The organism is Inquilinus sp. NPDC058860, from assembly GCF_042743185.1.
GTDB lineage: Bacteria > Pseudomonadota > Alphaproteobacteria > DSM-16000 > Inquilinaceae > Inquilinus.
In genome coordinates this window covers 1-20,481 of record NZ_JBHYMS010000024.1, presented here as the reverse complement: position 1 = coordinate 20,481, position 20,481 = coordinate 1, and the positions used below count along the sequence as shown (strand labels likewise).

Below are 20,481 nucleotides of genomic sequence, written 5' to 3'. Positions count from 1 at the left end.
CCGGTCCCGCCAGCCTCATCCATGCTATCGTCCCGGCAAGCTGCCGGGAACCCTTCGTGCTGTCGTCCCGTTCCGTTTGCCGGGACGCCTGCCGTGGCGCGGCGGGGTCGAAAGGGAAGGGGAGACAGCATGGCTCTGCGCACCGGGTTCTGGTGGTCTTCGGTTTCAGCCTTGGCCGGCCTCACGATGCTGCCGGCCGCTGCTCCGGCCCAGGAAGTGCCGGCCGAACCGAAGCGGCCGGCGATCATCACCTCGACGCCGCAGGCGCCGCGGCCGCTGGAGGAGGACCCGGGCGCCTTCATCAGCTTCGGCCTCGAGAACGACGTCTTCGCCAACACCGACCGCGGCTACACCAACGGCTTCCGCTTCGCCTTCACCAGCTCGGAGACCTGGACGCCCGACTGGCTCGCGACGGCGGCGCGGGCCTTCCCGCTGTTCCCCGACGCCGCGCCGATCCGGTCGACCCTGTCCTTCGGCCAGAGCCTGTACACGCCGAAGGACATCTCGCGGCGCGACCCGGACCCGGACGACCGGCCCTATGCCGCCTGGCTCTACGGCAGTGCCGCGGTGCTGGCGGATTCGGGCGACCGGCTCGATCGGCTGGAGCTGCAGATCGGCGTCGTCGGGCCCTATGCGCTCGGCGAGCAGGTGCAGAACACCGTGCACGGCATCATCGGCTCGCAGAAGGCGCGTGGCTGGAAGCACCAGCTGAACAACGAGCCCGGCGTGATCCTGAGCTACGAGCGCACCTGGCGCAGCCTCTATGCGGCTGCGCCGCTCGGCATCGGCTTCGACCTGTCGCCCTATGTCGGCGCCAGCCTCGGCAACGTGCTGACCCAGGCCTCGGTCGGCGCCACGGCGCGCCTCGGCTTCGACCTGCCGGCCGATTACGGGCCGCCGCGGATCCGGCCCAGCGTGCCGGGGTCGGACTTCTTCATCCCGACCAGCGGCTTCAGCTGGTACCTGTTCGCCAGCGTCGAGGGCCGGGCGGTGGCCCGCAACATCTTCCTCGACGGCAACACCTTCGAGGACAGCCCGCACGTCACCAAGAACCCGCTGGTCGGCGACCTGCAGCTCGGCATCGCGATCCAGATCGACGACCTCCGGATCGCCTACACCCACGTGTACCGGACGCAGGAGTTCGAGGAGCAGAAGGACCACTTCAGCCAGTACGGGGCCTTCACCCTGTCGTGGCGGTTCTGAGATTGCTGGTTGCTTGCGTAGGTTGGGTTCGCGCATGCGAACCCAACACGGGCTCGGCCGGCAGGATGTTGGGTTCGCCGGAGCGAACCCAACCTACCCGGTGATGACTGCGAGAGCCTTCGCGATCCGCGCGCCGACCCGGGCGTTGTTCTCCACCAGCGCGATGTTGGCGGTCAGGCTGCGGCCCTCGGTCAGGGCGACGATCCGGGCCAGGAGATAGGGCGTGACCGCCTTGCCGGCGATGCCGTCGCGGTCGGCGTCGGCCAGGGCGCTGGCGATGGCGGCGTCGATCTCCGCCTCCGGCAGGGCATGCGCCTCCGGGATCGGGTTGGCGATCACCGCCCCGGCCGGGAAGCCCAGTGCCGCCTGGGCTGCGAGCAGGGCCGCCACCTCTTCCGGCGTGTCGCGGCGCAGCGCCAGGGCCAGGCCGCTCGACCGGCAGAAGAAGGCGGGCAGGGTGTCGGTGCCGTAGCCGATCACCGGCACGCCGCGGGTCTCCAGGTATTCCAGCGTCTTCGGCAGGTCGAGGATCGACTTGGCGCCGGCGCAGACCACCGCCACTGGGGTGCGCGCCAGCTCCTCGAGGTCGGCGGAGATGTCGAAGCTGGTCTCGGCGCCGCGATGGACGCCGCCGATGCCACCGGTGGCGAACACCCGGATGCCGGCGAGATGGGCGCCGATCATGGTCGCCGCGACGGTGGTGGCGCCGAGCCCGCCCGACGCCAGGATCGCGCCCATGTCGCGGCGCGACAGCTTGGCCACGTCCCCGGCCGTCGCCAGGCGCTGCAGCAGCGCGTCGTCGAGTCCGACATGGATGCGGCCGTCGGCCACCGCGATCGTCGCCGGGACCGCGCCCTCCTCGCGGATGATCGCCTCGACCCGCCGCGCCATCTCCAGGTTCTGCGGATAGGGCATGCCGTGCGAGATGATGGTGCTCTCCAGCGCCACCACCGGGCGCCCGGCGGCCAGGGCGGCTGAGACCTCGGGGGCGATCGACAGCAGGCTGTTCATCTTGGTCCTCACGCGACAATCAGGGCGCGCCGGCGCAGCGCATCGGCGGTCAGGGTTTCGGGCACGGCGGTCGGCGCCTCCAGCGCCAGGGCCGCGGCGGCGCGGCCGAGGCGGGCGGCCTCGGCCAGGGGCAGCCCGGTGACCAGGCCGTAGAGGGTGCCGGCCGCGGCGGCATCGCCGGCGCCGGTGACGTCGACGATCTCGGCGGGACAGGCGGCGACCGCGGCCTCGCCCGCCACATCGGCGAGCAGGGCGCCGGCGCCGCCGCGATTGAGCACGACGCGACCGACGCCTTCGGCGCGCAGCCGGCGCAGCGCCGCCCAGGCCGTCGCCTCGTCCGTGACCGGCTGGCCGGTGATCGCCTCGGCCTCGTCGCGGTTGAGGCACAGCAGGTCGATGCGGCCCAGCAGGCCGCGCAGCTTCTCGGATTTCGGCGAGGACACGGCGTCGACCGCCACCAGCGCCGGCCGGGCCGGATGGGACAGCACGGCAGCCAGCCCTTCGGCCGGCAGGTTGGCGTCGACGAACCACGCGGAAGCCGGCCGCACCGCCGCCAGGGCCGGGGCCAGTGCCTCCGGCCCCATCTCGTCATAGATGCCCATATCGGCGATCGCGACCGCCATCTCGCCGCCCGGCTCCAGCACCGCGGTGTAGCTGGCGGTGCCGCTGGTCTCCGACCGGCCGACCTGGGACAGGTCGAGGCCCAGCCGCGCCATCTCCGCCAGGATCCGCTCGGCCGACGGGTCGTGCCCCAGGCGGCTGACCAGCCCGACCGGCAGGCCCAGCCGGGCCAGGGTCTCGGCCACGTTGCGGGCCACGCCGCCCAGGCTGGTGCGGATCGTCACCGGGTTCGATGTGCCCAGGCGCACGGCGCGATAGGCGCGAGCCTGACGGTCGATATGGGCGGCGCCGAAGCACCAGACGGGCAGGGTCATTCGGTCTCTCTCAGGACGGGCGCACCCTGCGTCCGCCGCCGGCGAAAGGCAAGATCCGGGCTTGCGAAGCACCGCCGCAGCCGGCAGCATCCCGGCCATGCGACGCCTCGCCCTCCTGATCGTCCTGCTGCTCGGCTTCACGGCCCCCGCCTTGGCGGAGGACCAGGCGCCGGCCGGCACCTATCGCGGCCAGGTGACCTCGGGCGGCGTCCTGGCGCCGTCGGTGCTGACCTTCCTGCCGGAGCGGCGCGGCGGCTGCTACCACGTGATCGACTCGACCGCCGGCCCCTATGACGGCCAGCTCAGCGATGGCGAGGCCCTGGGCGACGGCCTCTACCGCTTCACCTGGAGCGACAAGTTCGGCATCGGCACCGTGACCTTCGCCTTCAAGGACGGCGGATCCGGGTTCAGCGGCAAATGGTACTTCGCCGACCGGCTCGCCGGCGTCTGGATGGCCAAGCGGGCCGAGGGGGAGGACCTTCCCTGCAAGCCGGTGCCGGTGGCGTCGCTGAACTGATGCCGGATTTGGTGACGCCCCGATCCGTCCCATATCCTTGAGGCCATGCCGACCCTGCGCCCCGACCAGTGGATCCGAGTCCAGCCCGAGGGCCTGCTGGTGGTGCCCGGCGGCTTCCATGTCGACCCGGTGCGGCCGGTCGAGCGGGCGCTGGTCACCCACGGCCATTCCGACCATGCCCGGCCGAACAACCGCGCGGTGCTGGCGACGGCGGAGACGCTGGCGATCATGCGCGCCCGCTACGGCGAGGAGGCGGGCCGCAGCCTGCAGCCCGTGGCGCTCGGCGAGACCATGCGGATCGGCGAGGTCGACGTCACCTTCGTGCCGGCCGGCCATGTGCTGGGCTCGGCCCAGATCGTGCTGGAGCATGCCGGCAGCCGGGTGGTGCTGTCCGGCGACTACAAGCGCCGGCCGGACCAGACCTGCCTGCCGTTCCAGCCGGTGGCCTGCGACGTCTTCGTCACCGAGGCGACCTTCGGCCTGCCGGTGTTCCGTCACCCGCCGGACGGGGAGGAGATCGGCAAGCTGCTGCATTCCATCGCCCTGTTCCCGGAGCGGGCGCATCTCGTCGGCGTCTATGCCCTCGGCAAGTGCCAGCGGGTGATCCGCCTGCTGCGCCAGGCCGGATGGGAGCGGCCGATCTACATCCATGGCGCGCTGCAGGCGCTGTGCGACTTGTACGAATCGCTGGGCGTGCCGCTGGGGCCGCTGCTGCCGGCCACCGAGGCGTCCAAGGCCGATCTGGCCGGCCAGATCGTGCTGGCGCCACCCTCGGCCGGCGCCGACCGCTGGTCGCGGCGCCTGCCGGATCCGGTGGTGGCCGCCGCCTCGGGCTGGATGCGGGTGCGCCAGCGCGCCCGGCAGGGCGGGGTCGAGCTGCCGCTGATCATCTCCGACCACGCCGACTGGGACGAGCTCTGCGCCACGATCGAGGAGGTGGAGGCCGGCGAGGTCTGGGTCACCCATGGCCGGGAGGAGGCGCTGATCCACCAGGTCCGGAAATCCGGCCGCGCCGCCCGGGCCCTGGCGCTGATCGGCTTCGAGGAGGACGACAGCGCATGAACCCGTATCTCTCCCACTCCCTGCGTCCTGCGCCGGTTCAAAATGCCGACGGGGCAGGAGGGCGGCGCAGCGCGATGCCTTTGCATCGGGCAAGCCGTTCGACGCACCCTGTCGGCATTTTCAACCGGCCCGGAGGGTCGCCTTGTGGCGGCCGCCTGCGGGAGCGGGCCGCTCAACCGTATGGCCCCATACGCTTTTCGCGTCCCGCCCCCGCATTCGACTCGCCACAAGGCGACGCAGGGCGCAGGGAGTGGGAGAGATACGGGTGAGGGCGTTTGCGGCGCTGATCGAGGGGCTGGTCTATAGGCCGTCGCGCAACGGCAAGATCCGGCTGCTGACCGACTATTTCGAGCACACCCCGGACCCCGACCGCGGCTGGGCCCTGGCGGCGCTGACCGGCAATCTGGCCTTCGCCGCCGCCAAGGCCTCGACCATCCGCAATCTGACTGTCGAGCGGGTCGACGAGGCGCTGTTCGGCTGGTCCTACGACTTCGTCGGCGACCTGGCCGAGACCGTCGCCCTGATCTGGCCGCAGAAGCCGGGCGCCAACCGCGAGCCGACCATCACCGAGGTGGTGGAGGAGCTGCGCGCCACCTCGCGCGCCGCGGCGCCGCTGCTGATCGAGCGTTGGCTCGACGCATTGGCGGCCTCGGAGCGATTCGCGCTGCTGAAACTCATCACCGGGGCGCTGCGGATCGGCGTCTCGGCCCGCCTGGCCAAGGTGGCGCTGGCGGAGTGGGGCGGCCAGCCGGTCGACGAGATCGAGGAGCTGTGGCACGCGCTGGAGCCGCCCTATGAGGAGCTGTTCGTCTGGCTGTCGGGGCAGGGGCCGAAGCCGGAGATCGGCGACCGCGCCACCTTCCGGCCGCTGATGCTGGCGCATCCGCTGGAGGCCGAGGACATCGCCGGGCTGGACCCGGCCGCCTACCGGGCCGAGTGGAAATGGGACGGCATCCGGGTGCAGGTGGTCGGCCGCGGCGACCGGCCGCCGCGGATCTATTCGCGCAGCGGCGACGACGTCACCGGCGCCTTCCCGGACCTGGCCGACACCATCCGCTTCCACGCCGTGCTGGACGGCGAGCTGCTGGTGGCGCGGGACGGGGTTGTGGCCCCGTTCAACGACCTTCAGCAGCGGCTGAACCGCAAGGCGATCACGGCCCGGATGATGGAGGAGTACCCGGCCTGGGTGCGGCTCTACGACATCCTGTTCGAAGGCGAGGAGGACCTGCGGCCGCTGCCCTTCGATGCCCGGCGCGTGCGGCTCGACTCCTGGATCGCGCGGGAGCGTCCGCCGCGCATGGACCTGTCGCCGATGATCCCGTTCGAAAGCTGGGACGAGCTGGCGGCGCTGCGCGACGGCGCCCGGGCCCAGGCGATCGAGGGGCTGATGCTGAAGCGCGGCGACAGCGACTATGTCGCCGGCCGGCCCAGGGGGCCCTGGTTCAAGTGGAAGCGCGGCGCGCTGACCCTCGACACCGTGCTGATGTACGCCCAGCGCGGCCACGGCAAGCGCTCCTCCTTCTACTCCGACTACACCTTCGGCACCTGGCGGACCGAGCCGGAGGGCGAGCGGCTGGTGCCGGTGGGCAAGGCCTATTTCGGCTTCACCGACGAGGAGCTGGCGCAGCTCGACCGCTGGGTGCGCAACCATACGGTCAAGCGCTTCGGCCCGGTGCGCGAGGTCGAGCCCCGCCTGGTGCTGGAGGTGGCCTTCGACAGCGTCCACCGCTCCACCCGCCACAAATCCGGAGTCGCGATGCGATTTCCCCGGATCCACCGGATCCGCTGGGACAAGCCGGCCGCGGAAGCCGATCGTCTGGTGACATTGGAACGAATGATCGTCGAGTAATACTTCGATTTCACATCACCTTAACTTGACAATGAATTTTATTCACATTGCCTGCGTATTAGGCGTTGACAGTCATGGCCTGCTGCGCGAGGGTCGGCGGCAAGAGCGGCCCCTCATGAAGGCCGCCGAGCACTTGATGCCAGCAGACGAGTCGCGCCCCGGAGAGGGCGAGGAGCCGCGCGCTTTCTTCGGAGGGACGCGGTAAGGACACGGAAGGATGAGATGTTGGCAACGCGCATCAGACCACCCCTCCCGACCTCGGATCATCCGGCCGGGCGATGGCGGAACTGACGGCTCGGCCGTCCCGTTCCCCCTTCGCTCCCGTCATTGCCCGGCGCGTCTCGCGCCGTCTCCGCAGAGGTCCATCATGGTTCGTTCCGAAGCGTTCACGATCGAGGTCGCGGGCGAGGCGATCGGCATCGTCGTCGCCCAGAAACGCGGCTTCCGTTTCTACGCTTCCGATTCCCGGTTCCAGCACCTCGAAGGACAGGATTTCCGCACCGTCGCGGATGCCGAGCGCGCCGCCCGCGATCTCGGGCGCACGACGCCGTTGCCGCGGACGGCCGGCATCGCGAGCTGAGGGGCGTCCGTCCACCGGACCGACGCTGGAAGCGAGACCAGTTGATTCAAGAAGGGACTGTCATGCCCGGGCTTGACCCGGGCATCCAGAGATGTCGGGCCCGTTCTGGGTGGCCCCTGGATCGCCGGGCCAAGCCCGGCGATGACACTTGGGGTGATTCTGTCCGGTGGGCCTCGGGAACTGGTGCTGCCGCTGAGGATTGAACTCAGGACCTCTCCCTTACCAAGGGAGTGCTCTACCACTGAGCTACGGCAGCCCGGCCTTCAAGGCGGCGCGGAACCTGCCATAGCGTCGGGGGTGGTGCAAGCGCTTTTCCGAGGGTCCTGTCGATTACCTCCGTTCCGCACCGTTCGCCATTCCGCTCCGGTTGCGTAACGGCGTCGCATCGGCCATACCAAAGCCGAAATGACCGATCAGCGTCGTCCCCCGACCGCCAAGCCCGCAGCCTCGTCTCGCCAGGAGCGCGAGGCGGCGGCGTTGCGCGCCAACCTGGCGCGGCGCAAGGCGCAGAGCCGGGGGCGGGCGGCGGTCGAGGACGAGGCGGGCGCGCAGGACACGGAGTCCGGCCGCAACGATGAGGCGAGGGGTTAGGCCGTGACGATCATGTCCGATATCTGGATCCGCGAGCGGGCGCTCCAGGACAAGATGATCGACCCCTTCGTCGAGCGGCAGAAGCGCGAGGGCACGATCTCCTACGGCCTGTCGAGCTACGGCTACGACGCCCGCGTCTCGGACGAGTTCCTGGTCTTCACCAATGTCGACAGCGCCCTGGTCGACCCGAAGAACTTCGACCCGAAGAGCTTCGTCGAGCGCAAGGGCCCGGTCTGCATCATCCCGCCCAACAGCTTCGCCCTGGCCCGCACGGTCGAGTATTTCCGCATCCCGCGCGACGTGCTGGTGATCTGCCTGGGCAAGTCGACCTATGCCCGCTGCGGCATCATCGTCAACGTCACGCCGCTGGAGCCGGAATGGGAGGGGCATGTGACGCTGGAATTCTCCAACACCACGCCGCTGCCGGCCAAGATCTACGCCCATGAGGGTGCCTGCCAGTTCCTGTTCCTCAAGGGCGACCAGCCCTGCGAGGTGTCCTATGCCGACCGGGCCGGCAAATACATGGGCCAGCGCGGCGTCACGCTGCCGAAGCTGTAACGTCACCTCATTCCAGGGCCCGGGGGAGCCAAGATGGACAAGATTCGGATCCGGGGCGGGCGCCCCCTGCAGGGCCGGCTTCCGATCAGCGGGGCGAAGAACGCGGCGCTGCCGCTGATGGCGGCGGCGCTGCTGTCGGACGAGACGCTGACCCTGACCAACCTGCCGCATCTCGTCGACATCTCCACCCTGGCGACGCTCCTGGCCCAGCACGGCGTCGAGATCGCGCTGAACGGTGCCGATTCCGACGGGGCGCAGGGCCGGGTGATCGAGCTGACCGCCCGCCGCATCCGCAGCACCACCGCCCCCTACGACCTGGTGCGGAAGATGCGCGCCAGCGTGCTGGTGCTCGGGCCGCTGGTGGCGCGCGAGGGCCATGCCAAGGTGTCGCTGCCCGGCGGCTGCGCCATCGGCACCCGGCCGGTCGACCTGCACATCATGGGGCTGGAGCAGCTGGGTGCCGAGATCGAGGTGGCCGAGGGCTACATCAACGCCCGTGCCCCGAACGGGCTGCAGGGCACCCGGATCGTGTTCCCCAAGGTGTCGGTCGGTGCCACCGAGAACCTGATGATGGCGGCGTCGCTGGCCCGCGGCGAGACCGTGCTGGTCAACGCCGCGCGCGAGCCCGAGATCGTCGACCTCGCCGCCTGCCTCACCGCCATGGGGGCGCAGATCGAAGGGGCGGGGACCGACACCATCCACATCCAGGGCCAGGAACGGCTGCACCGGGCGACGCACCGCATCGTCGCCGACCGGATCGAGACCGGCACCTATGTCATGGCCGCGGCCGCGACCGGCGGCGAGGTCGAGCTGGTCGGCACCAGCCTGCACCTGATCGAGGCGGCGGCGGATTCGCTGCGCGGCGCCGGGGTCGAGTTCGAGCCGACGGCCGACGGTTTCAAGGTCCGCCGCAGCGGCGACCTGATCGGCGTCGACGTGATGACCGAGCCCTATCCCGGCTTCCCGACCGACCTGCAGGCCCAGATGATGGGGCTGATGACGGTGGCCAGGGGCGCCTCGATGATCACCGAGACGATCTTCGAGAACCGCTTCATGCATGTGCCCGAGCTGGTGCGGATGGGCGCCAGCGTCACCATCCACGGCGCCTCGGCCCTCGTGCGCGGCGTGCCGAGGCTGACCGGCGCCCCGGTGATGGCGACCGACCTGCGCGCCAGCGTCTCGCTGGTCATCGCCGGCCTGGTGGCCCAGGGCGAGACGGTGCTGAACCGGGTCTATCACCTCGACCGCGGCTATGAGCGGCTGGAGGAGAAGCTGGCCGGCTGCGGCGCCGACATCACCCGGCTCAAGGGCGACTGAGATGGCGGCCGACACGACCGTCCCCCTGCGCCTGCGGGCCCGCGACGCCGACGACCTCGCGGTCCTGTCCGCGGCGCTGCAGGATGCGATCGTGCCGGTGCACGACATGACCTTCCTGCGGCCCGAGCGCTGCTTCGTCATGGCGCTGAACCGCTTCTGCTGGGAGCAGCCGGCGCAGCTGGTCGAAGGGCAGGAGATCTGGCAGCGCACCCTGTGCGGCGTGCGCTTCCAGGGCATCGACGCGGTCCGGAGCCGCAAGCTCGACCTGAACGACCGGGCGCGGATGCTGGACCTGCTGGCGGTGACGGCGGAGGAGGGCGGCATCCTCCTCACCTTCGCCGATGACGCGACGGTGCGGCTGGATGGGGCCGGCATCGACGTGCTGCTCGAGGACCGCGGCGAGCCCTGGCCGACGCCGCAGCGGCCGCAGCATCCGGAGGACTGAGGGTCAGTCCAGCCCGCCCTGGGCGCGGAAATGGCCGCGGATGCGCTGGGTCAGCTCGACGAAGCGCGGATCGCCCATGACGTCGAGCGACCGCGGCTTCGGCAGCGGCACCTGGTAGATCGCCGCGATCGACCCCGGCCGCTCGGTCATCACCAGCACCCGGTCGGCCAGGAACACCGCCTCCGGGATCGAATGGGTGATCAGCAGGATGGTCTTGCGGGTCTCGCGCTGGATCCGCTGCAGCTCGACATTCATCCGCTCGCGCGTCATGGCGTCGAGCGCGCCGAAGGGTTCGTCCATCAGCACGATCGACGGGTCGGTCACCAAGGCCCGGCACAGCGAGACGCGCTGCTGCATGCCGCCGGACAGCTGCCAGGGCAGCTTGGCCTCGAACCCCTCCAGCCCGACCATGCGCAGCAGCCGGTGCGCCCGCTCCAGATGCGCGGCGCGGGGCAGTTTCTTGACCTCGGCCGGCATCATGACGTTGGCCAGGACGTTGCGCCACGGCAGCAGCAGCGGACTCTGGAACACGATGCCGGCGTCGCCATGCGGCCGGTCGACCGTGCGGCCGCCGAGGCGGATCCGGCCGGTGCTGGGCGGCAGCAGGCCGGCGATCATCCGCAGCAGGGTCGACTTGCCGCAGCCGGACGGGCCGACCAGCACCAGGAACTCGCCCTCGTCGATGGTGAAGTCCAGCGGCGCCAGCGACGGCACCTCGCCGTCGCGGCTGCGATAGGTCTTCGACACGCCCTCGACGGCGATGACGGCGGGCGGCGCCGCCTCCGCCGTCTCCACCAGGTGCAGCCGCGCCTTTCCCATGCCGCCGCTCACTTCGGCAGGAAGTCGTTGGTGTAGAAGGCCTTCGGGTCGCTCGCCGCGCCCGCGTCGACGCCGCCGTATTCGACCAGCAGCTTCACCGTCTCGGCCATGTTGGCGTCGGTGACGCGGAACGGCCGCTGGCCCTGGGTCTCGTCGGTCCGGTACAGCGGGATGGTGCGCTCGAACCCCTCCTGCAGCGTCTCCGGCTTGCCGGCCTTGGGCAGCGCCGCCAGCGTCGCGGCGGTGGCCTCGGCCGGCGCCTTCTCGGCCGCCTCGACCGCCTGGGTCGTCGCCGCCATGAAGCGGCGGACCAGGTCGGGGTTCTCGGTCAGCAGCTCCTTCTGCACGACGATGCCGGAGGACACCATGTTGACCCCGTAATCGGCGAACAGGATCGGGGTGACGTCCTTGCCCGTCGCGTCCTTGATCTTCATGCTCTGGTCCATCGAATAGCCCAGCAGCAGGTCGGCCTGGCCGTTGATCACGGCGTTCAGCTTGGTCTGGGCGTCGCCGGAGACGGTGCGGAAGTCGCTCTCCGAGAGGCCGGTCTTCTGCAGGAAGAAGGGCCAGATCTGCGACAGCGAATCGCCGGGCGTGGTGGCCACGGTCTTGCCCTTGATGTCCTCCGGCTTGCGGATGGCCTTGTCGGTGAAGCCCATCACCGACATCGGGCTCTTCTGCAGCAGCACGCCGACCGAGACCAGCGGCGCCCCCTTGGCGGCGGCCTTGATCATGGTCGGCACGTCGAAATAGCCGAAGCCGACGGTGCCGGCGGCCACCGCCTGGGCGGTCATGGCCGAGCCGCGGCCCTCCTGGATCTCCAGGTCGATGCCCTGGTCGGCGTAGAAGCCCTTGGCCTTGCCGTAGAAGAACGGCGTGTGCTCGCCATAGACGTACCAGTTCAGCATCAGCACGACCTTGTCGGCCGCCTGGGCCGAGCCGGCCGCGAGCAGGACGCCGAGGGCGACCAGCAGGCTGCGGATCATGGTGTTTCCTCCCCCTTGTGTTTGCGTGCGCCGCGTCAGGCGGCGATCTCAAGTTTGCCGCCTCAGGCGGCGAGGATCAGCTCCCGGCGCCGGCTGGCGTGCCAGGGGATCACCAGGCGCTCGACGACATCGACCAGCCAGAACAGCACCACGCCGAGCAGCGCCAGGATCACCAGCGCCGCGAACATGGTCGGCAGCTCGAAATTGCCGATCGAGCGCTGCAGCACGAAGCCGATGCCGGAATTGGCGCCGACGAACTCGCCGACCACGGCGCCGACCACCGCCAGCGTCACCGAGACCTTGAGGCCGGAGAAGATCGCCGGCATCGCCGCGGGCAGCCCGACCATGCGGAACACCTGCCAGCGGCTGGCGGCCATCGCCCGGGCCAGGTCGAGCGTGTCGGGGTCGAGCGACTTGAAGCCCTGCACCGCCGAGACCACCACCGGGAACACGCCGAGCAGGAAGGCCGAGATCACCTTGGGCTCGAGCCCGAAGCCGAACCAGACGACGAAGAGCGGCGCGATCGCCACCTTCGGGATCGACTGCGAGAACACCAGCAGCGGGTAGACATAGGCCTCGACCGTGCGGGAGCCTGCGATCAGCATGGCCGTCGGGATGCCGATGGCGGCCGACAGCAGGAAGCCCAGCACGGTCGCGACGGTGGTCGGCACCGATTGCGACAGCAGCTCCGGCCCGTCGCGCCACAGGGTGACGATCACGTCCCACGGCGCCGGCACCTGGTAGGGCGGCAGGCGGAAGACCCGGATCGCCAGGTCCCACAGCACGACGATGATCAGCAGCAGAATCAGCGGCCGGACCCAGCCGGCCTGCAGCAGACCAACAGCGCGGTCGCGGGCGCTTCGCGATCCCATCGGCGTCTCCCGGTCTCCGGGCTTCGATCGGCCCGGCAGAAATTAACCCGTTGGTTAAAATCCTGCTGTGGACCGGGGCAGGGGTCAAGAGGGGGAAGCGGGAGATCGCGATCGGGCCGGCCTCGCCGCCCCTCTCTTCATCCGGGGGCGCAAGCACCTCCGACCCCTTCCGCTCGGCGGAAGAGGCAAACTGTCGGAAATGTCGAGAGAGAGGGCTGCACAACCAGCCGCGCTCAGCTGCTGTCCTGTTTCAGCGGCCTCGGCAGGGCGCGGCCGGCGAGGGACTCGGTCCGCGCCTGAGGCAAGCCCTCCGCGGGCTCGCGAACGGCGATCATCACCGGCAGGGCGCCATGGGTCGCCGCCTCGTCGTCCCAGCACCGCGGCAGCGGGATCGACGGTGGCGGGCGGCCGATCTTGCGGCAGACCTCGCGCACGAACTCCTCGGCCGACAGGGTGTCGAGCTGCGCGTCGAGGATCTCGTCCTCGACCAGCCGCTCGCGCACCTGCGACCGCACGCAATCGACGTCCCAGTCCTGCTCGGGATTCGCGACCGCCCGGACGGCGGCCTCGACGGCCTGGTCCCGCCGCTGCCGGCGGCGCTCCTGCTCGCCCGACTCCTTGCGCTCCTCGCGGCGCATCAGATAGTCGGCGCGGATCCGCTCGACCATGGCGATCGACAGCCGCACCGAGCGGGAGAGCCGCGACTGCATCACCGCGAAATCCGGCGTCTCCGGCCCCAGGGGCGTCGCCATCTGCCGCGTCGAGGTCGCGCGCTTGGTGTGCATGTCGACCGCGACCACCTCGCGCAGCGTGTCCAGCGCCCACCCGGTCCACTTCATGTCGGGATCGGTCGGCCGGATCTCGCCGGAGTCGGATTGCGTCTCGTCCATAGAACATATCATGAACGAGAATCGCGGATGAACGCAATAGACATTGTGTTCACGGCCGCGAGCCGGCCGAAAAATCCTGGTCCAGCAGCGCCGGCCGGCTGACCGTGTCCTATTCCGATACGGAAGTGCCGGCTGGTGTTGGCCGAATGGACGCTTCGTCCCCATTGCGGACCTTCGGAGGCCTCAAGGCGGCTCCGAACCGGACATTCCGGAACCCGAGACCTGACCTCCGGCTGTAGGGCCGGTCAGTCTAATTGCGGACGATCATTGGCCTACCGGGCTTCCTAGGGAGCAGACAGTCACGCCGACGCGTCCGCGACCGAAAATGGTTAGGCGTCCGGAGAATTGCCGCCAGACAGGGGGAACAGCCCGAACCGTCCGCTATGCGGGTTTCCGCTGAACATGGTGACCTGCGGCTGGGACTGTATATCTGCCGGCGGATCGTCATTCTCCACGATGATCATTTGCCGGTCCGGCGCCTCGGCCAGTAGGTATCCGTAGAAGCGGTCCTTGAGATCGGTGCCCCTCAAATCGTCGTCCGTCCCTTCCGGCGCGCGATAGGCGAGGAGCGGGGAGTCGAGCACCACGAAGCCCGGATGCGGGGTCTGGCGGGTACGGCAGCATTCTAGCAGCCCGATCGTGAAGGCGGCATGGGTGATCGCCCGCAGCCCTTTGCCCCGGGCGGTGCGGGGCTTTCCTCCAATCACGAGGTCCCGTGTTTTCGGATCGAGAAATACCCGCTCGGCGCCGGGAAAGTGCCACTCCTTCAAAATGTGCTCGACCTGAAGAGCAAACTGCTCAGCGACGGAAGCGGGAAGATCGCCGTCCGCCACGGCAGTGCCCCTCTGTTCATCCGTCTGGCGCTCCAGTTCGGCGCGTCGCTGTTCGACGTCCTCGATGGTGCGGAGCAGGCTGATGGCCTCCCGGACCTCGCCCTTCTTGTCGGCCAGATCCTTGTAGGTCGCACGCAAACGAGAGAGCTGGGGGGATATCAGCGTATCGATCTCCGAGGAGATCTTTTGAAGCCGTGCCCCGGTTCTTGGCATGGAGAGATCGAGCGCTTGGCTCTCCCGCTCAAGCCCCGCGATCGTTTCGGTCAGCTCGGTGCGAAGCAGGGCGATCTTGGCGATTTCGCCCCACGCGGCGGCCACGACGGCGTCCACATTGCCGTCGCAGTCCGTATCTTTCCTGTGGTGGGCCGGATCGGCGCCGCACACAGGGCAAGCCGTCTGGCCGAGGGCGACAAACAGCGTGCCCGTTTCCTCAATGGCGCCCAGCCGCTCGACATCCGAGTCGTAGTGCCTGTTCAGCAGCCGGAAACGCTCCAGCAGGGACGCGATTTCGGCGTGCCGGTCATTCTCCTGCTCCAACCGCTCCCGCAGCTCGCGGCGGCGCAGCGACAACCCGCGGAATCCGGCCTCCGTGGAAGCGAGCTGGGCGCTGTGCTGCTGCAGCGAGGTATCGATGCGGCTGAGCTGGTCGTTCAGTTCCTTCGGCGAGCTGGTCAGCTCCTTGAGCCGCTCGCGGTATTCGCCGATCAACTGATCCAGCAACTCGGCCTGAGCCTCGCGCGTCTGATCTTCCGGCGTCGGCGGCGCGGCCGGCACAAGCGCGGAATCGTCTGTGCCGGTCAGCATCAGCTTGAAGGTCGCGAAATTGGGCGTGTCAGCCGTTGGATTGCCGTCTGACAGGGGCGACCGCTGATCCGTGATTTCCGTCTCGGTCACGATCAGCAGACGGGCGATATTGCGGAAGCTCAGGCTGTTGGTGTCGCCGCGCTTGTTCCTCCGCACCCGCTTGCCTATCAGGCCCGAGATCTCCAGCAGGAATGCGGACAGATTGTCGGTGTTGCGGTCGCTGTGCTGCTCGCTCAGCTCACGGACCTGAACGTCGGCGGTAGGTTCCTCCATGTGCAGGCTTGGCCAGACTTTGAAGCGGCCGCCATCGATGCTTCGGAAGATTGTGTATTTCTCACCGGCGAGCGTTTCGATTCCGAGCAGGATGCGGTCGTAGCCGACGCGTTCCGGGATGTCGCGTAACGGCCCCTTGCCACCGAGCATGAAATCGATCGCCTCCACCAAGAAGGATTTTCCGGTGTCGGAGGCGCCGTAGACGATGTTCAGGCCCGGACCGAACTGGATCGATGCAGCCGAACGGCCGGAACTGGGGGCCAGAAACACAAGATGGCGAAGACGGAAGCCGATCGGGCTCATGCTTCCGCTCCCCGGCTTTGCTCGGCCACCTGAAACTCCTCGATCCAATGATCGAAATAGCCCCGCATGAAGGCGCGAAACTCCAGGTCTGTGTAACTGCCCAGGAGATCGACCAGCCAACCGGCTCGGTCGCGCAGGGCGGCGACATAGTTCGATGCGACGATGGAGAAGAAGGGCGCCGCGTTCTCGCCGGCCCTGTATCGGAAGCCGGCTTCGCCAGCCTCACGCCGCACAAGATCGCGGGTCATCATCAGGAGAAGCCCTCGCTCGACGAGACCGCGGCGAACCAGTAGCTCGGCCGTGTGCATGTTCATTGGCGCCGGCGGGTGGAGGCTGGCCGGTCCGCCGATGAGTTCCCCGGTGTGGACTAGAAGATGATCGAACGCGATCAGCCTTTGCAGGTCGAACGACAGCGGGTGCGCAGCCATCAGGATGGCAACAGCGCGCACGCCTGCCTCGAGGGGGCCGTTGAAGGTCGCCGGTCTGCCCCGACCGTGCGCTACGAACTCTTCCACCGCAACCGGTCCTCGTTGGCAAGCTGGTGACAGATGCCATCCCGGTCTGCCGGCATGGATCTGGCGATCAGGGCATTCGCAGTGATCTGCATGTCTCGGGCGGCCTTGGTGACCGCGCGGACGCGCTCGAACCCGTCGGCATGGGCCGAGTCATGCGTATCGATCACGCCTGTATAAATGTCCTCCTGCATCGACTCGAAGGTGCCCGGCGGGACACTGTCGCGCGCGAAAATCCGCAGCGATTCCGCGTGATAGAAGCCGACGCGCTGTCGGAGAAAATGGTCTTTCAGCTTCGGCCATTCGTTCAATACGGCGACAGAGACGGCCTGTTTGGTGTGATCCGTGTACGCTTCCATCAGCTGCTCTACATACCGGCTCTCGACGGCGTCAATGGCCTCCGGCGGTCGGGGCGGGGAGGGCCGCTCCGGCAGCCCCCCGCCAAAGCGGGCGGCGTGGCAGGCGCAGCTCTTGTGATCTTCGACCAGTTGCAGCGATGTTTTGGCGTCAAAAATTGTGAAATCGAAAGAATTCACATAGTCCAAGAATGCCCCGGTCAGGTCGATTGCCTGTGAAGCACTGATTTTCGTGCGGCAGCTTTTGTCCCAATTTGCAATCAGTTCGGTCCTGAATTGCGCCGCGTTCGAGAGATAGCCGTTGAGAGTCGTCCCGACGCCGCGAGGCGCGACAAAGTAGTAATGCCGCGGTGGTTTGAATTCACCTTTGAAGGTGTACCAAAGCATCTTTCCGACCTCGATCCAGATATCGCTCGGATAAAGGCCGTGGTCGTAGTGCTTGCACTGGTAATTATCCCAAACACCCATCAGCTTATGGCTGTCGGCAAAACCAGCGATATCGATCCCCCGGTCGCCTGCGCCGGTGAATCGCTGCACCTGGACGTAGATCGTTTTGAGAGTGTAATGAGCCCACTCCTGAACGAAGGTTTCCCATTCATCCGGTCCGTAGAGCAAAATCTGCTGCTGCGGCGGAAAGCGCGTGCCCTGTAGCGCTTGGTCGGCTGCCAGCGGGCCGCCCGGGGCTGGCGGAGCCGGTATGTCGAGAAGGGTGATGCTCATCGCGTCGCAGCGCCCTCGCGGAACCCCGCTTCGACCGGGCGGACAAATTTGATCATCAAACAGCCGATTCCTTAATCCCCCTCTGCAATGCACGGCAGCATCTCCGGTTTCGCCGGACAAGGCCATAGCGAAAAGCGCGTTCACTAGGAGAACGGTGAGGCATCCGTCTCCAGGTCTTTTGTTGCGAGTGAAGACGGCGGCCTGACTTTTTCAACGATATCGGCGCACAGACGCCATGCCAAAACGCTGCGGCTCTGCCTGCTCTCCCATCCGCCGCGAACGGTCGCCGCCTCACACCCTCAGCGCCGACAGCACCAGGTCGGTCATGTGGGCCAGGCGCTCGGCCCGCGCCTCCGCCGCGGACAGGTCGCGGTCGAAGATGACGGAGAGCGTCCAGCGGTTCGAGACGTAGAAATAGGCCAGGCCGGCGATCGAGATGTAGAGCTGCACCGGGTCGATCCCGGCCCGGAACGCGCCGGCGGCGACGCCGCGGGCCAGCACCTCGCCGATCATCTCGACGAAGGGCGAGTGCAGCGGGCGGACATTGGGCGACTTCTTCAGGTGCCGGGCCTGGTACAGGTTCTCCTGGTTCAGCATGATCAGGAATTCCGGGTGCTCCAGGAAATAGCTCCAGGTGAACTCGACCAGCCGGGCGATGGCGGCGTCCGGCGCCAGGCTCTCCAGGTTCAGCGCGCGCTCGGCGGTGCGGATGCGGGCATAGGTCGCCTCCAGCACCGCCAGGTACAGCGTCTCCTTGTTGCCGACATGGTAGTAGAGCATGCGCTTGTTGGCGCCGGCGGCCGCGGCGATGCGGTCGATCCGGGCGCCGCCGAAGCCGTGCCGGGTGAACTCGGCCAGCGCTGCCGCGAGGATGCGCTGGCGCATGCCCTCCGGGTCGCGCTGCCAGCGCGCCCGCGTGCGGCCCCCGGCCGTCCTGCCCTCGGCGCTGTCGATCCGGTCCAAGGCGTCGTCCCTGCTGCCCCGTCCATTTGCCCGCACCCGGCAGGCGGGTGAAAGCAAAAACCGAGGCGCCCGTTCTCGACAGCCGATGACGGCTGGCGCAATTTGCCTATGTCCTCGACGACAGAAGCCCAGGGGAGATGCAGATGGTGAGCCCGCTCGCAGGAAAGCCCGTCGATCCGTCCGATCTCGTCAACCTGCCGCGGCTGGTGACCGCCTATTTCACGATCAGGCCGGACCCCGCGAACCCGGCGCAGCGCGTCGCCTTCGGCACCTCCGGCCATCGCGGCTCCGCCTTCGCCGGCAGCTTCAACGAGGACCATATCCTCGCCATCACCCAGGCGATCTGCCTGCACCGCAAGCGCGCCGGGATCGACGGGCCGCTGTTCATCGGCATCGACAGCCACGCGCTGTCCGAGCCGGCGCTGGCCAGCGCCCTCGAAGTGCTGGCGGCGAACGGGGTCGAGACCATGATCGACCGCGACGGCGGCTATACCCCGACGCCGGTGATCTCCCACGCCATCCTGACCTACAACCGCGGCCGCACCTCGGGCCTGGCCGACGGCATCGTCGTCACCCCGTCGCACAACCCGCCGGAGGATGGCGGCTTCAAATACAACCCGCCGAACGGAGGACCGGCCGACACCGAGGTGACGGGCTGGATCGAGCGCACGGCGAACGAGCTGATCGGCAAGGGCCTGGACGGGGTGAAGCGGGTGCCGCTGGCGCGCGCCCTGAAGGCGGCGACCACGCACCGGCATAACTACGTCGATGGCTATGTCGGCGACCTGGGCAGCGTCGTCGACCTGGAGGCGATCCGTTCCTCCGGCGTGAAGATCGGCATCGACCCGCTGGGCGGCGCGGCGGTGCACTACTGGACGCCGCTGATCGACCGGTACGGCATCGCCGCGACCGTGGTCAGCGACATCGTCGACCCGACCTTCCGCTTCATGACGGCCGACTGGGACGGCAAGATCCGCATGGACTGCTCGTCGCCCTACGCCATGACCCGGCTGCTGGGCTTGCGGGACACATTCGACGTGGCCTTCGCCAACGACACCGACGCCGACCGCCACGGCATCGTCACCCGCACCGCCGGGCTGATGAACCCGAACCACTTCCTGGCGGCGTCGATCGCCTACCTGTTCCAGCACCGCAAGGGCTGGCGGGCGGACAGCGCCATCGGCAAGACGCTGGTCAGCAGCAGCATGATCGACCGCGTCGCCGCCAAGCTCGGCCGCCGCCTGCTGGAGGTGCCGGTCGGGTTCAAATGGTTCGTCGAGGGGCTGAGCGACGGGTCGGTCGGCTTCGGCGGCGAGGAGAGCGCCGGCGCCTCCTTCCTGCGCCAGGACGGCACGGTGTGGACCACCGACAAGGACGGCATCATCCTCGGCCTGCTGGCCGCGGAGATCACCGCCGTCACCGGCCGCGACCCGAGCGAGCTCTACGCCGGCCTGACGCAGGAGCTGGGCACCGCCTGGTATGCCCGCACCGATGCGCCGGCCAGCAGCGCGCAGAAGCAGGTGTTCAAGGCCCTGACGCCGGAGGGGCTCGGCGCCAGCCGGCTCGGCGGCGACCCGGTGACACAGACGCTGACCAAGGCGCCCGGCAACGGACAGCCCTTCGGCGGCATCAAGGTGGCGACCGAGAACGGCTGGTTCGCGGCCCGGCCCTCGGGCACCGAGGAGGTCTACAAGATCTATGCCGAGAGCTTCCGCAGCGAGGACCACCTGCGGCAGGTGCAGGACGACGCCAAGGCGCTGATCGGCCGGGCCTTCGCCACGGCGGGGCAGGGGTAGGGGCTGGGGCGGTTGTCGCAAAGGAGGCTGAGGTGATCGGTAAGCGTGACGCAGAGGCGGAAATCGGCGGCATCCCGGAAGGAGCCGCGGAGCCGGAAGACCGGATCAAGCTGGGAACCCTGTTGGCTGAAATCGGCCGGGCGTCGGGCCTCACCGACGAGGATTTCGCGGTCTTCGAGCAGGTTCGAGACAGAACCCCGGCAGAGCCTCTGAGATTTGATACCGGCGGGCCGGACGATTAACCCGTCATGGCGAGCCCCGAAGGGGCGTGGCCATCCAGCGGCAC

The 20,481-nt window shown here is 68.7% G+C and carries 21 protein-coding genes and 1 tRNA gene; 11 read left to right on the top strand and 11 right to left on the bottom strand.

Annotated features, from left to right (window positions below; translation table 11 throughout):
- Positions 1 to 129 precede the first annotated feature (129 nt).
- On the top strand, positions 130 to 1,203 hold the full coding sequence (locus tag ACFW16_RS17865; protein WP_380307373.1) for a lipid A deacylase LpxR family protein: 1,074 nt from the start codon (positions 130 to 132) through the stop codon (positions 1,201 to 1,203).
- Between the two features lie 93 nt (positions 1,204 to 1,296).
- Here the strand turns inward: ACFW16_RS17865 and ACFW16_RS17860 are convergent, their stop codons facing one another.
- Together ACFW16_RS17860 and ACFW16_RS17855 are read right to left on the bottom strand one after the other, a co-directional pair.
- Complete coding sequence (locus ACFW16_RS17860) at positions 1,297 to 2,214, bottom strand: pseudouridine-5'-phosphate glycosidase (RefSeq protein ID WP_380307371.1); 918 nt, start codon at positions 2,212 to 2,214, stop codon at positions 1,297 to 1,299.
- Between the two features lie 8 nt (positions 2,215 to 2,222).
- The gene (locus tag ACFW16_RS17855; protein WP_380307369.1) at positions 2,223 to 3,149 is read right to left on the bottom strand and encodes a PfkB family carbohydrate kinase; all 927 of its coding nucleotides are present in this window, start codon (positions 3,147 to 3,149) and stop codon (positions 2,223 to 2,225) included.
- Between the two features lie 97 nt (positions 3,150 to 3,246).
- Between ACFW16_RS17855 and ACFW16_RS17850 the strand changes: the two genes are divergently transcribed.
- From ACFW16_RS17850 to ACFW16_RS17835, 4 genes are all read left to right on the top strand, one after another.
- Positions 3,247 to 3,666, top strand: a complete 420-nt coding sequence (locus ACFW16_RS17850) for a hypothetical protein (RefSeq protein ID WP_380307367.1) — start codon at positions 3,247 to 3,249, stop codon at positions 3,664 to 3,666.
- A 45-nt stretch (positions 3,667 to 3,711) separates the two neighbouring features.
- Positions 3,712 to 4,728 carry a ligase-associated DNA damage response exonuclease gene (locus tag ACFW16_RS17845; RefSeq protein ID WP_380307365.1) on the top strand — a complete coding sequence of 339 codons (1,017 nt, stop codon included), beginning with the start codon at positions 3,712 to 3,714 and terminating at the stop codon, positions 4,726 to 4,728.
- Between the two features lie 265 nt (positions 4,729 to 4,993).
- Positions 4,994 to 6,577 (top strand): cisplatin damage response ATP-dependent DNA ligase, encoded by a 1,584-nt coding sequence (locus ACFW16_RS17840; protein WP_380307363.1) that lies wholly within the window; start codon positions 4,994 to 4,996, stop codon positions 6,575 to 6,577.
- 367 nt (positions 6,578 to 6,944) lie between these two features.
- Positions 6,945 to 7,157, top strand: coding sequence for a hypothetical protein (locus ACFW16_RS17835; protein WP_380307361.1), 213 nt, complete (start codon positions 6,945 to 6,947; stop codon positions 7,155 to 7,157).
- A 181-nt stretch (positions 7,158 to 7,338) separates the two neighbouring features.
- Here ACFW16_RS17835 and ACFW16_RS17830 read toward each other — a convergent pair.
- A tRNA-Thr gene (locus ACFW16_RS17830) sits at positions 7,339 to 7,413 on the bottom strand.
- Between the two features lie 149 nt (positions 7,414 to 7,562).
- Between ACFW16_RS17830 and ACFW16_RS17825 the strand changes: the two genes are divergently transcribed.
- Genes ACFW16_RS17825 through ACFW16_RS17810 form a run of 4 tightly spaced genes read left to right on the top strand, consistent with a single transcriptional unit; the run spans position 7,563 to position 10,068 of the window.
- Entirely contained in the window at positions 7,563 to 7,748 is a 186-nt protein-coding gene (locus tag ACFW16_RS17825; RefSeq protein ID WP_380307360.1) for a hypothetical protein, read from the top strand.
- 12 nt (positions 7,749 to 7,760) lie between these two features.
- Complete coding sequence (gene dcd, locus ACFW16_RS17820) at positions 7,761 to 8,306, top strand: dCTP deaminase (protein ID WP_380307358.1); 546 nt, start codon at positions 7,761 to 7,763, stop codon at positions 8,304 to 8,306.
- Between the two features lie 33 nt (positions 8,307 to 8,339).
- Positions 8,340 to 9,623, top strand: a complete 1,284-nt coding sequence (gene murA, locus ACFW16_RS17815) for a UDP-N-acetylglucosamine 1-carboxyvinyltransferase (protein WP_380307356.1) — start codon at positions 8,340 to 8,342, stop codon at positions 9,621 to 9,623.
- A 1-nt stretch (position 9,624) separates the two neighbouring features.
- Positions 9,625 to 10,068, top strand: a complete 444-nt coding sequence (locus ACFW16_RS17810; protein WP_380307354.1) for a DUF2948 family protein — start codon at positions 9,625 to 9,627, stop codon at positions 10,066 to 10,068.
- A 3-nt stretch (positions 10,069 to 10,071) separates the two neighbouring features.
- On the opposite strand, the gene ACFW16_RS17805 is transcribed toward ACFW16_RS17810, so the two are convergent.
- From ACFW16_RS17805 to ACFW16_RS17770, 8 genes are all read right to left on the bottom strand, one after another.
- The gene (locus ACFW16_RS17805; RefSeq protein WP_380307352.1) at positions 10,072 to 10,887 is read right to left on the bottom strand and encodes an ABC transporter ATP-binding protein; all 816 of its coding nucleotides are present in this window, start codon (positions 10,885 to 10,887) and stop codon (positions 10,072 to 10,074) included.
- Positions 10,888 to 10,895: 8 nt separating this feature from the next.
- Positions 10,896 to 11,873 (bottom strand): ABC transporter substrate-binding protein, encoded by a 978-nt coding sequence (locus ACFW16_RS17800; protein ID WP_380307350.1) that lies wholly within the window; start codon positions 11,871 to 11,873, stop codon positions 10,896 to 10,898.
- A gap of 62 nt (positions 11,874 to 11,935) precedes the next feature.
- A complete protein-coding gene (locus ACFW16_RS17795) occupies positions 11,936 to 12,745 on the bottom strand; it encodes an ABC transporter permease (RefSeq protein WP_380307348.1) in 810 nt (269 codons plus the stop codon).
- 233 nt (positions 12,746 to 12,978) lie between these two features.
- Complete coding sequence (locus tag ACFW16_RS17790; protein WP_380307346.1) at positions 12,979 to 13,635, bottom strand: hypothetical protein; 657 nt, start codon at positions 13,633 to 13,635, stop codon at positions 12,979 to 12,981.
- 329 nt (positions 13,636 to 13,964) lie between these two features.
- Entirely contained in the window at positions 13,965 to 15,848 is a 1,884-nt protein-coding gene (locus ACFW16_RS17785; protein WP_380307344.1) for an AAA family ATPase, read from the bottom strand.
- Positions 15,845 to 16,363 carry an ABC-three component system middle component 2 gene (locus ACFW16_RS17780; protein WP_380307342.1) on the bottom strand — a complete coding sequence of 173 codons (519 nt, stop codon included), beginning with the start codon at positions 16,361 to 16,363 and terminating at the stop codon, positions 15,845 to 15,847. Before ACFW16_RS17780 ends, ACFW16_RS17785 begins: the two co-directional genes overlap by 4 nt.
- A complete protein-coding gene (locus tag ACFW16_RS17775) occupies positions 16,348 to 17,436 on the bottom strand; it encodes an ABC-three component system protein (protein ID WP_380307340.1) in 1,089 nt (362 codons plus the stop codon). The genes ACFW16_RS17780 and ACFW16_RS17775 overlap by 16 nt, the downstream gene beginning before the upstream one ends.
- Before the next feature lie 291 nt (positions 17,437 to 17,727).
- Complete coding sequence (locus ACFW16_RS17770; protein ID WP_380307338.1) at positions 17,728 to 18,399, bottom strand: TetR family transcriptional regulator; 672 nt, start codon at positions 18,397 to 18,399, stop codon at positions 17,728 to 17,730.
- Between the two features lie 137 nt (positions 18,400 to 18,536).
- Between ACFW16_RS17770 and pgm the strand changes: the two genes are divergently transcribed.
- Together pgm and ACFW16_RS17760 are read left to right on the top strand one after the other, a co-directional pair.
- Positions 18,537 to 20,195 carry a phosphoglucomutase (alpha-D-glucose-1,6-bisphosphate-dependent) gene (gene pgm / locus ACFW16_RS17765; RefSeq protein WP_380307336.1) on the top strand — a complete coding sequence of 553 codons (1,659 nt, stop codon included), beginning with the start codon at positions 18,537 to 18,539 and terminating at the stop codon, positions 20,193 to 20,195.
- A 32-nt stretch (positions 20,196 to 20,227) separates the two neighbouring features.
- Positions 20,228 to 20,437: a plasmid stabilization protein gene (locus ACFW16_RS17760; protein WP_380307334.1), complete on the top strand. Its 210-nt coding sequence runs from the start codon at positions 20,228 to 20,230 to the stop codon at positions 20,435 to 20,437.
- Positions 20,438 to 20,481 lie beyond the last annotated feature (44 nt).

What these genes read in the sequence shown, in the direction of transcription:
- ACFW16_RS17865 (WP_380307373.1), top strand. Translation starts at nt 130, where the DNA reads ATGGCTCTGCGCACCGGGTTCTGGTGGTCTTCGGTTTCAGCCTTGGCC.
- ACFW16_RS17860 (WP_380307371.1), bottom strand. Translation starts at nt 2,214, where the DNA reads ATGAACAGCCTGCTGTCGATCGCCCCCGAGGTCTCAGCCGCCCTGGCC.
- ACFW16_RS17855 (WP_380307369.1), bottom strand. Translation starts at nt 3,149, where the DNA reads ATGACCCTGCCCGTCTGGTGCTTCGGCGCCGCCCATATCGACCGTCAG.
- ACFW16_RS17850 (WP_380307367.1), top strand. Translation starts at nt 3,247, where the DNA reads ATGCGACGCCTCGCCCTCCTGATCGTCCTGCTGCTCGGCTTCACGGCC.
- ACFW16_RS17845 (WP_380307365.1), top strand. Translation starts at nt 3,712, where the DNA reads ATGCCGACCCTGCGCCCCGACCAGTGGATCCGAGTCCAGCCCGAGGGC.
- ACFW16_RS17835 (WP_380307361.1), top strand. Translation starts at nt 6,945, where the DNA reads ATGGTTCGTTCCGAAGCGTTCACGATCGAGGTCGCGGGCGAGGCGATC.
- ACFW16_RS17825 (WP_380307360.1), top strand. Translation starts at nt 7,563, where the DNA reads ATGACCGATCAGCGTCGTCCCCCGACCGCCAAGCCCGCAGCCTCGTCT.
- dcd (WP_380307358.1), top strand. Translation starts at nt 7,761, where the DNA reads ATGTCCGATATCTGGATCCGCGAGCGGGCGCTCCAGGACAAGATGATC.
- murA (WP_380307356.1), top strand. Translation starts at nt 8,340, where the DNA reads ATGGACAAGATTCGGATCCGGGGCGGGCGCCCCCTGCAGGGCCGGCTT.
- ACFW16_RS17810 (WP_380307354.1), top strand. Translation starts at nt 9,625, where the DNA reads ATGGCGGCCGACACGACCGTCCCCCTGCGCCTGCGGGCCCGCGACGCC.
- ACFW16_RS17805 (WP_380307352.1), bottom strand. Translation starts at nt 10,887, where the DNA reads ATGGGAAAGGCGCGGCTGCACCTGGTGGAGACGGCGGAGGCGGCGCCG.
- ACFW16_RS17800 (WP_380307350.1), bottom strand. Translation starts at nt 11,873, where the DNA reads ATGATCCGCAGCCTGCTGGTCGCCCTCGGCGTCCTGCTCGCGGCCGGC.
- ACFW16_RS17795 (WP_380307348.1), bottom strand. Translation starts at nt 12,745, where the DNA reads ATGGGATCGCGAAGCGCCCGCGACCGCGCTGTTGGTCTGCTGCAGGCC.
- ACFW16_RS17790 (WP_380307346.1), bottom strand. Translation starts at nt 13,635, where the DNA reads ATGGACGAGACGCAATCCGACTCCGGCGAGATCCGGCCGACCGATCCC.
- ACFW16_RS17785 (WP_380307344.1), bottom strand. Translation starts at nt 15,848, where the DNA reads ATGAGCCCGATCGGCTTCCGTCTTCGCCATCTTGTGTTTCTGGCCCCC.
- ACFW16_RS17775 (WP_380307340.1), bottom strand. Translation starts at nt 17,436, where the DNA reads ATGAGCATCACCCTTCTCGACATACCGGCTCCGCCAGCCCCGGGCGGC.
- pgm (WP_380307336.1), top strand. Translation starts at nt 18,537, where the DNA reads ATGCAGATGGTGAGCCCGCTCGCAGGAAAGCCCGTCGATCCGTCCGAT.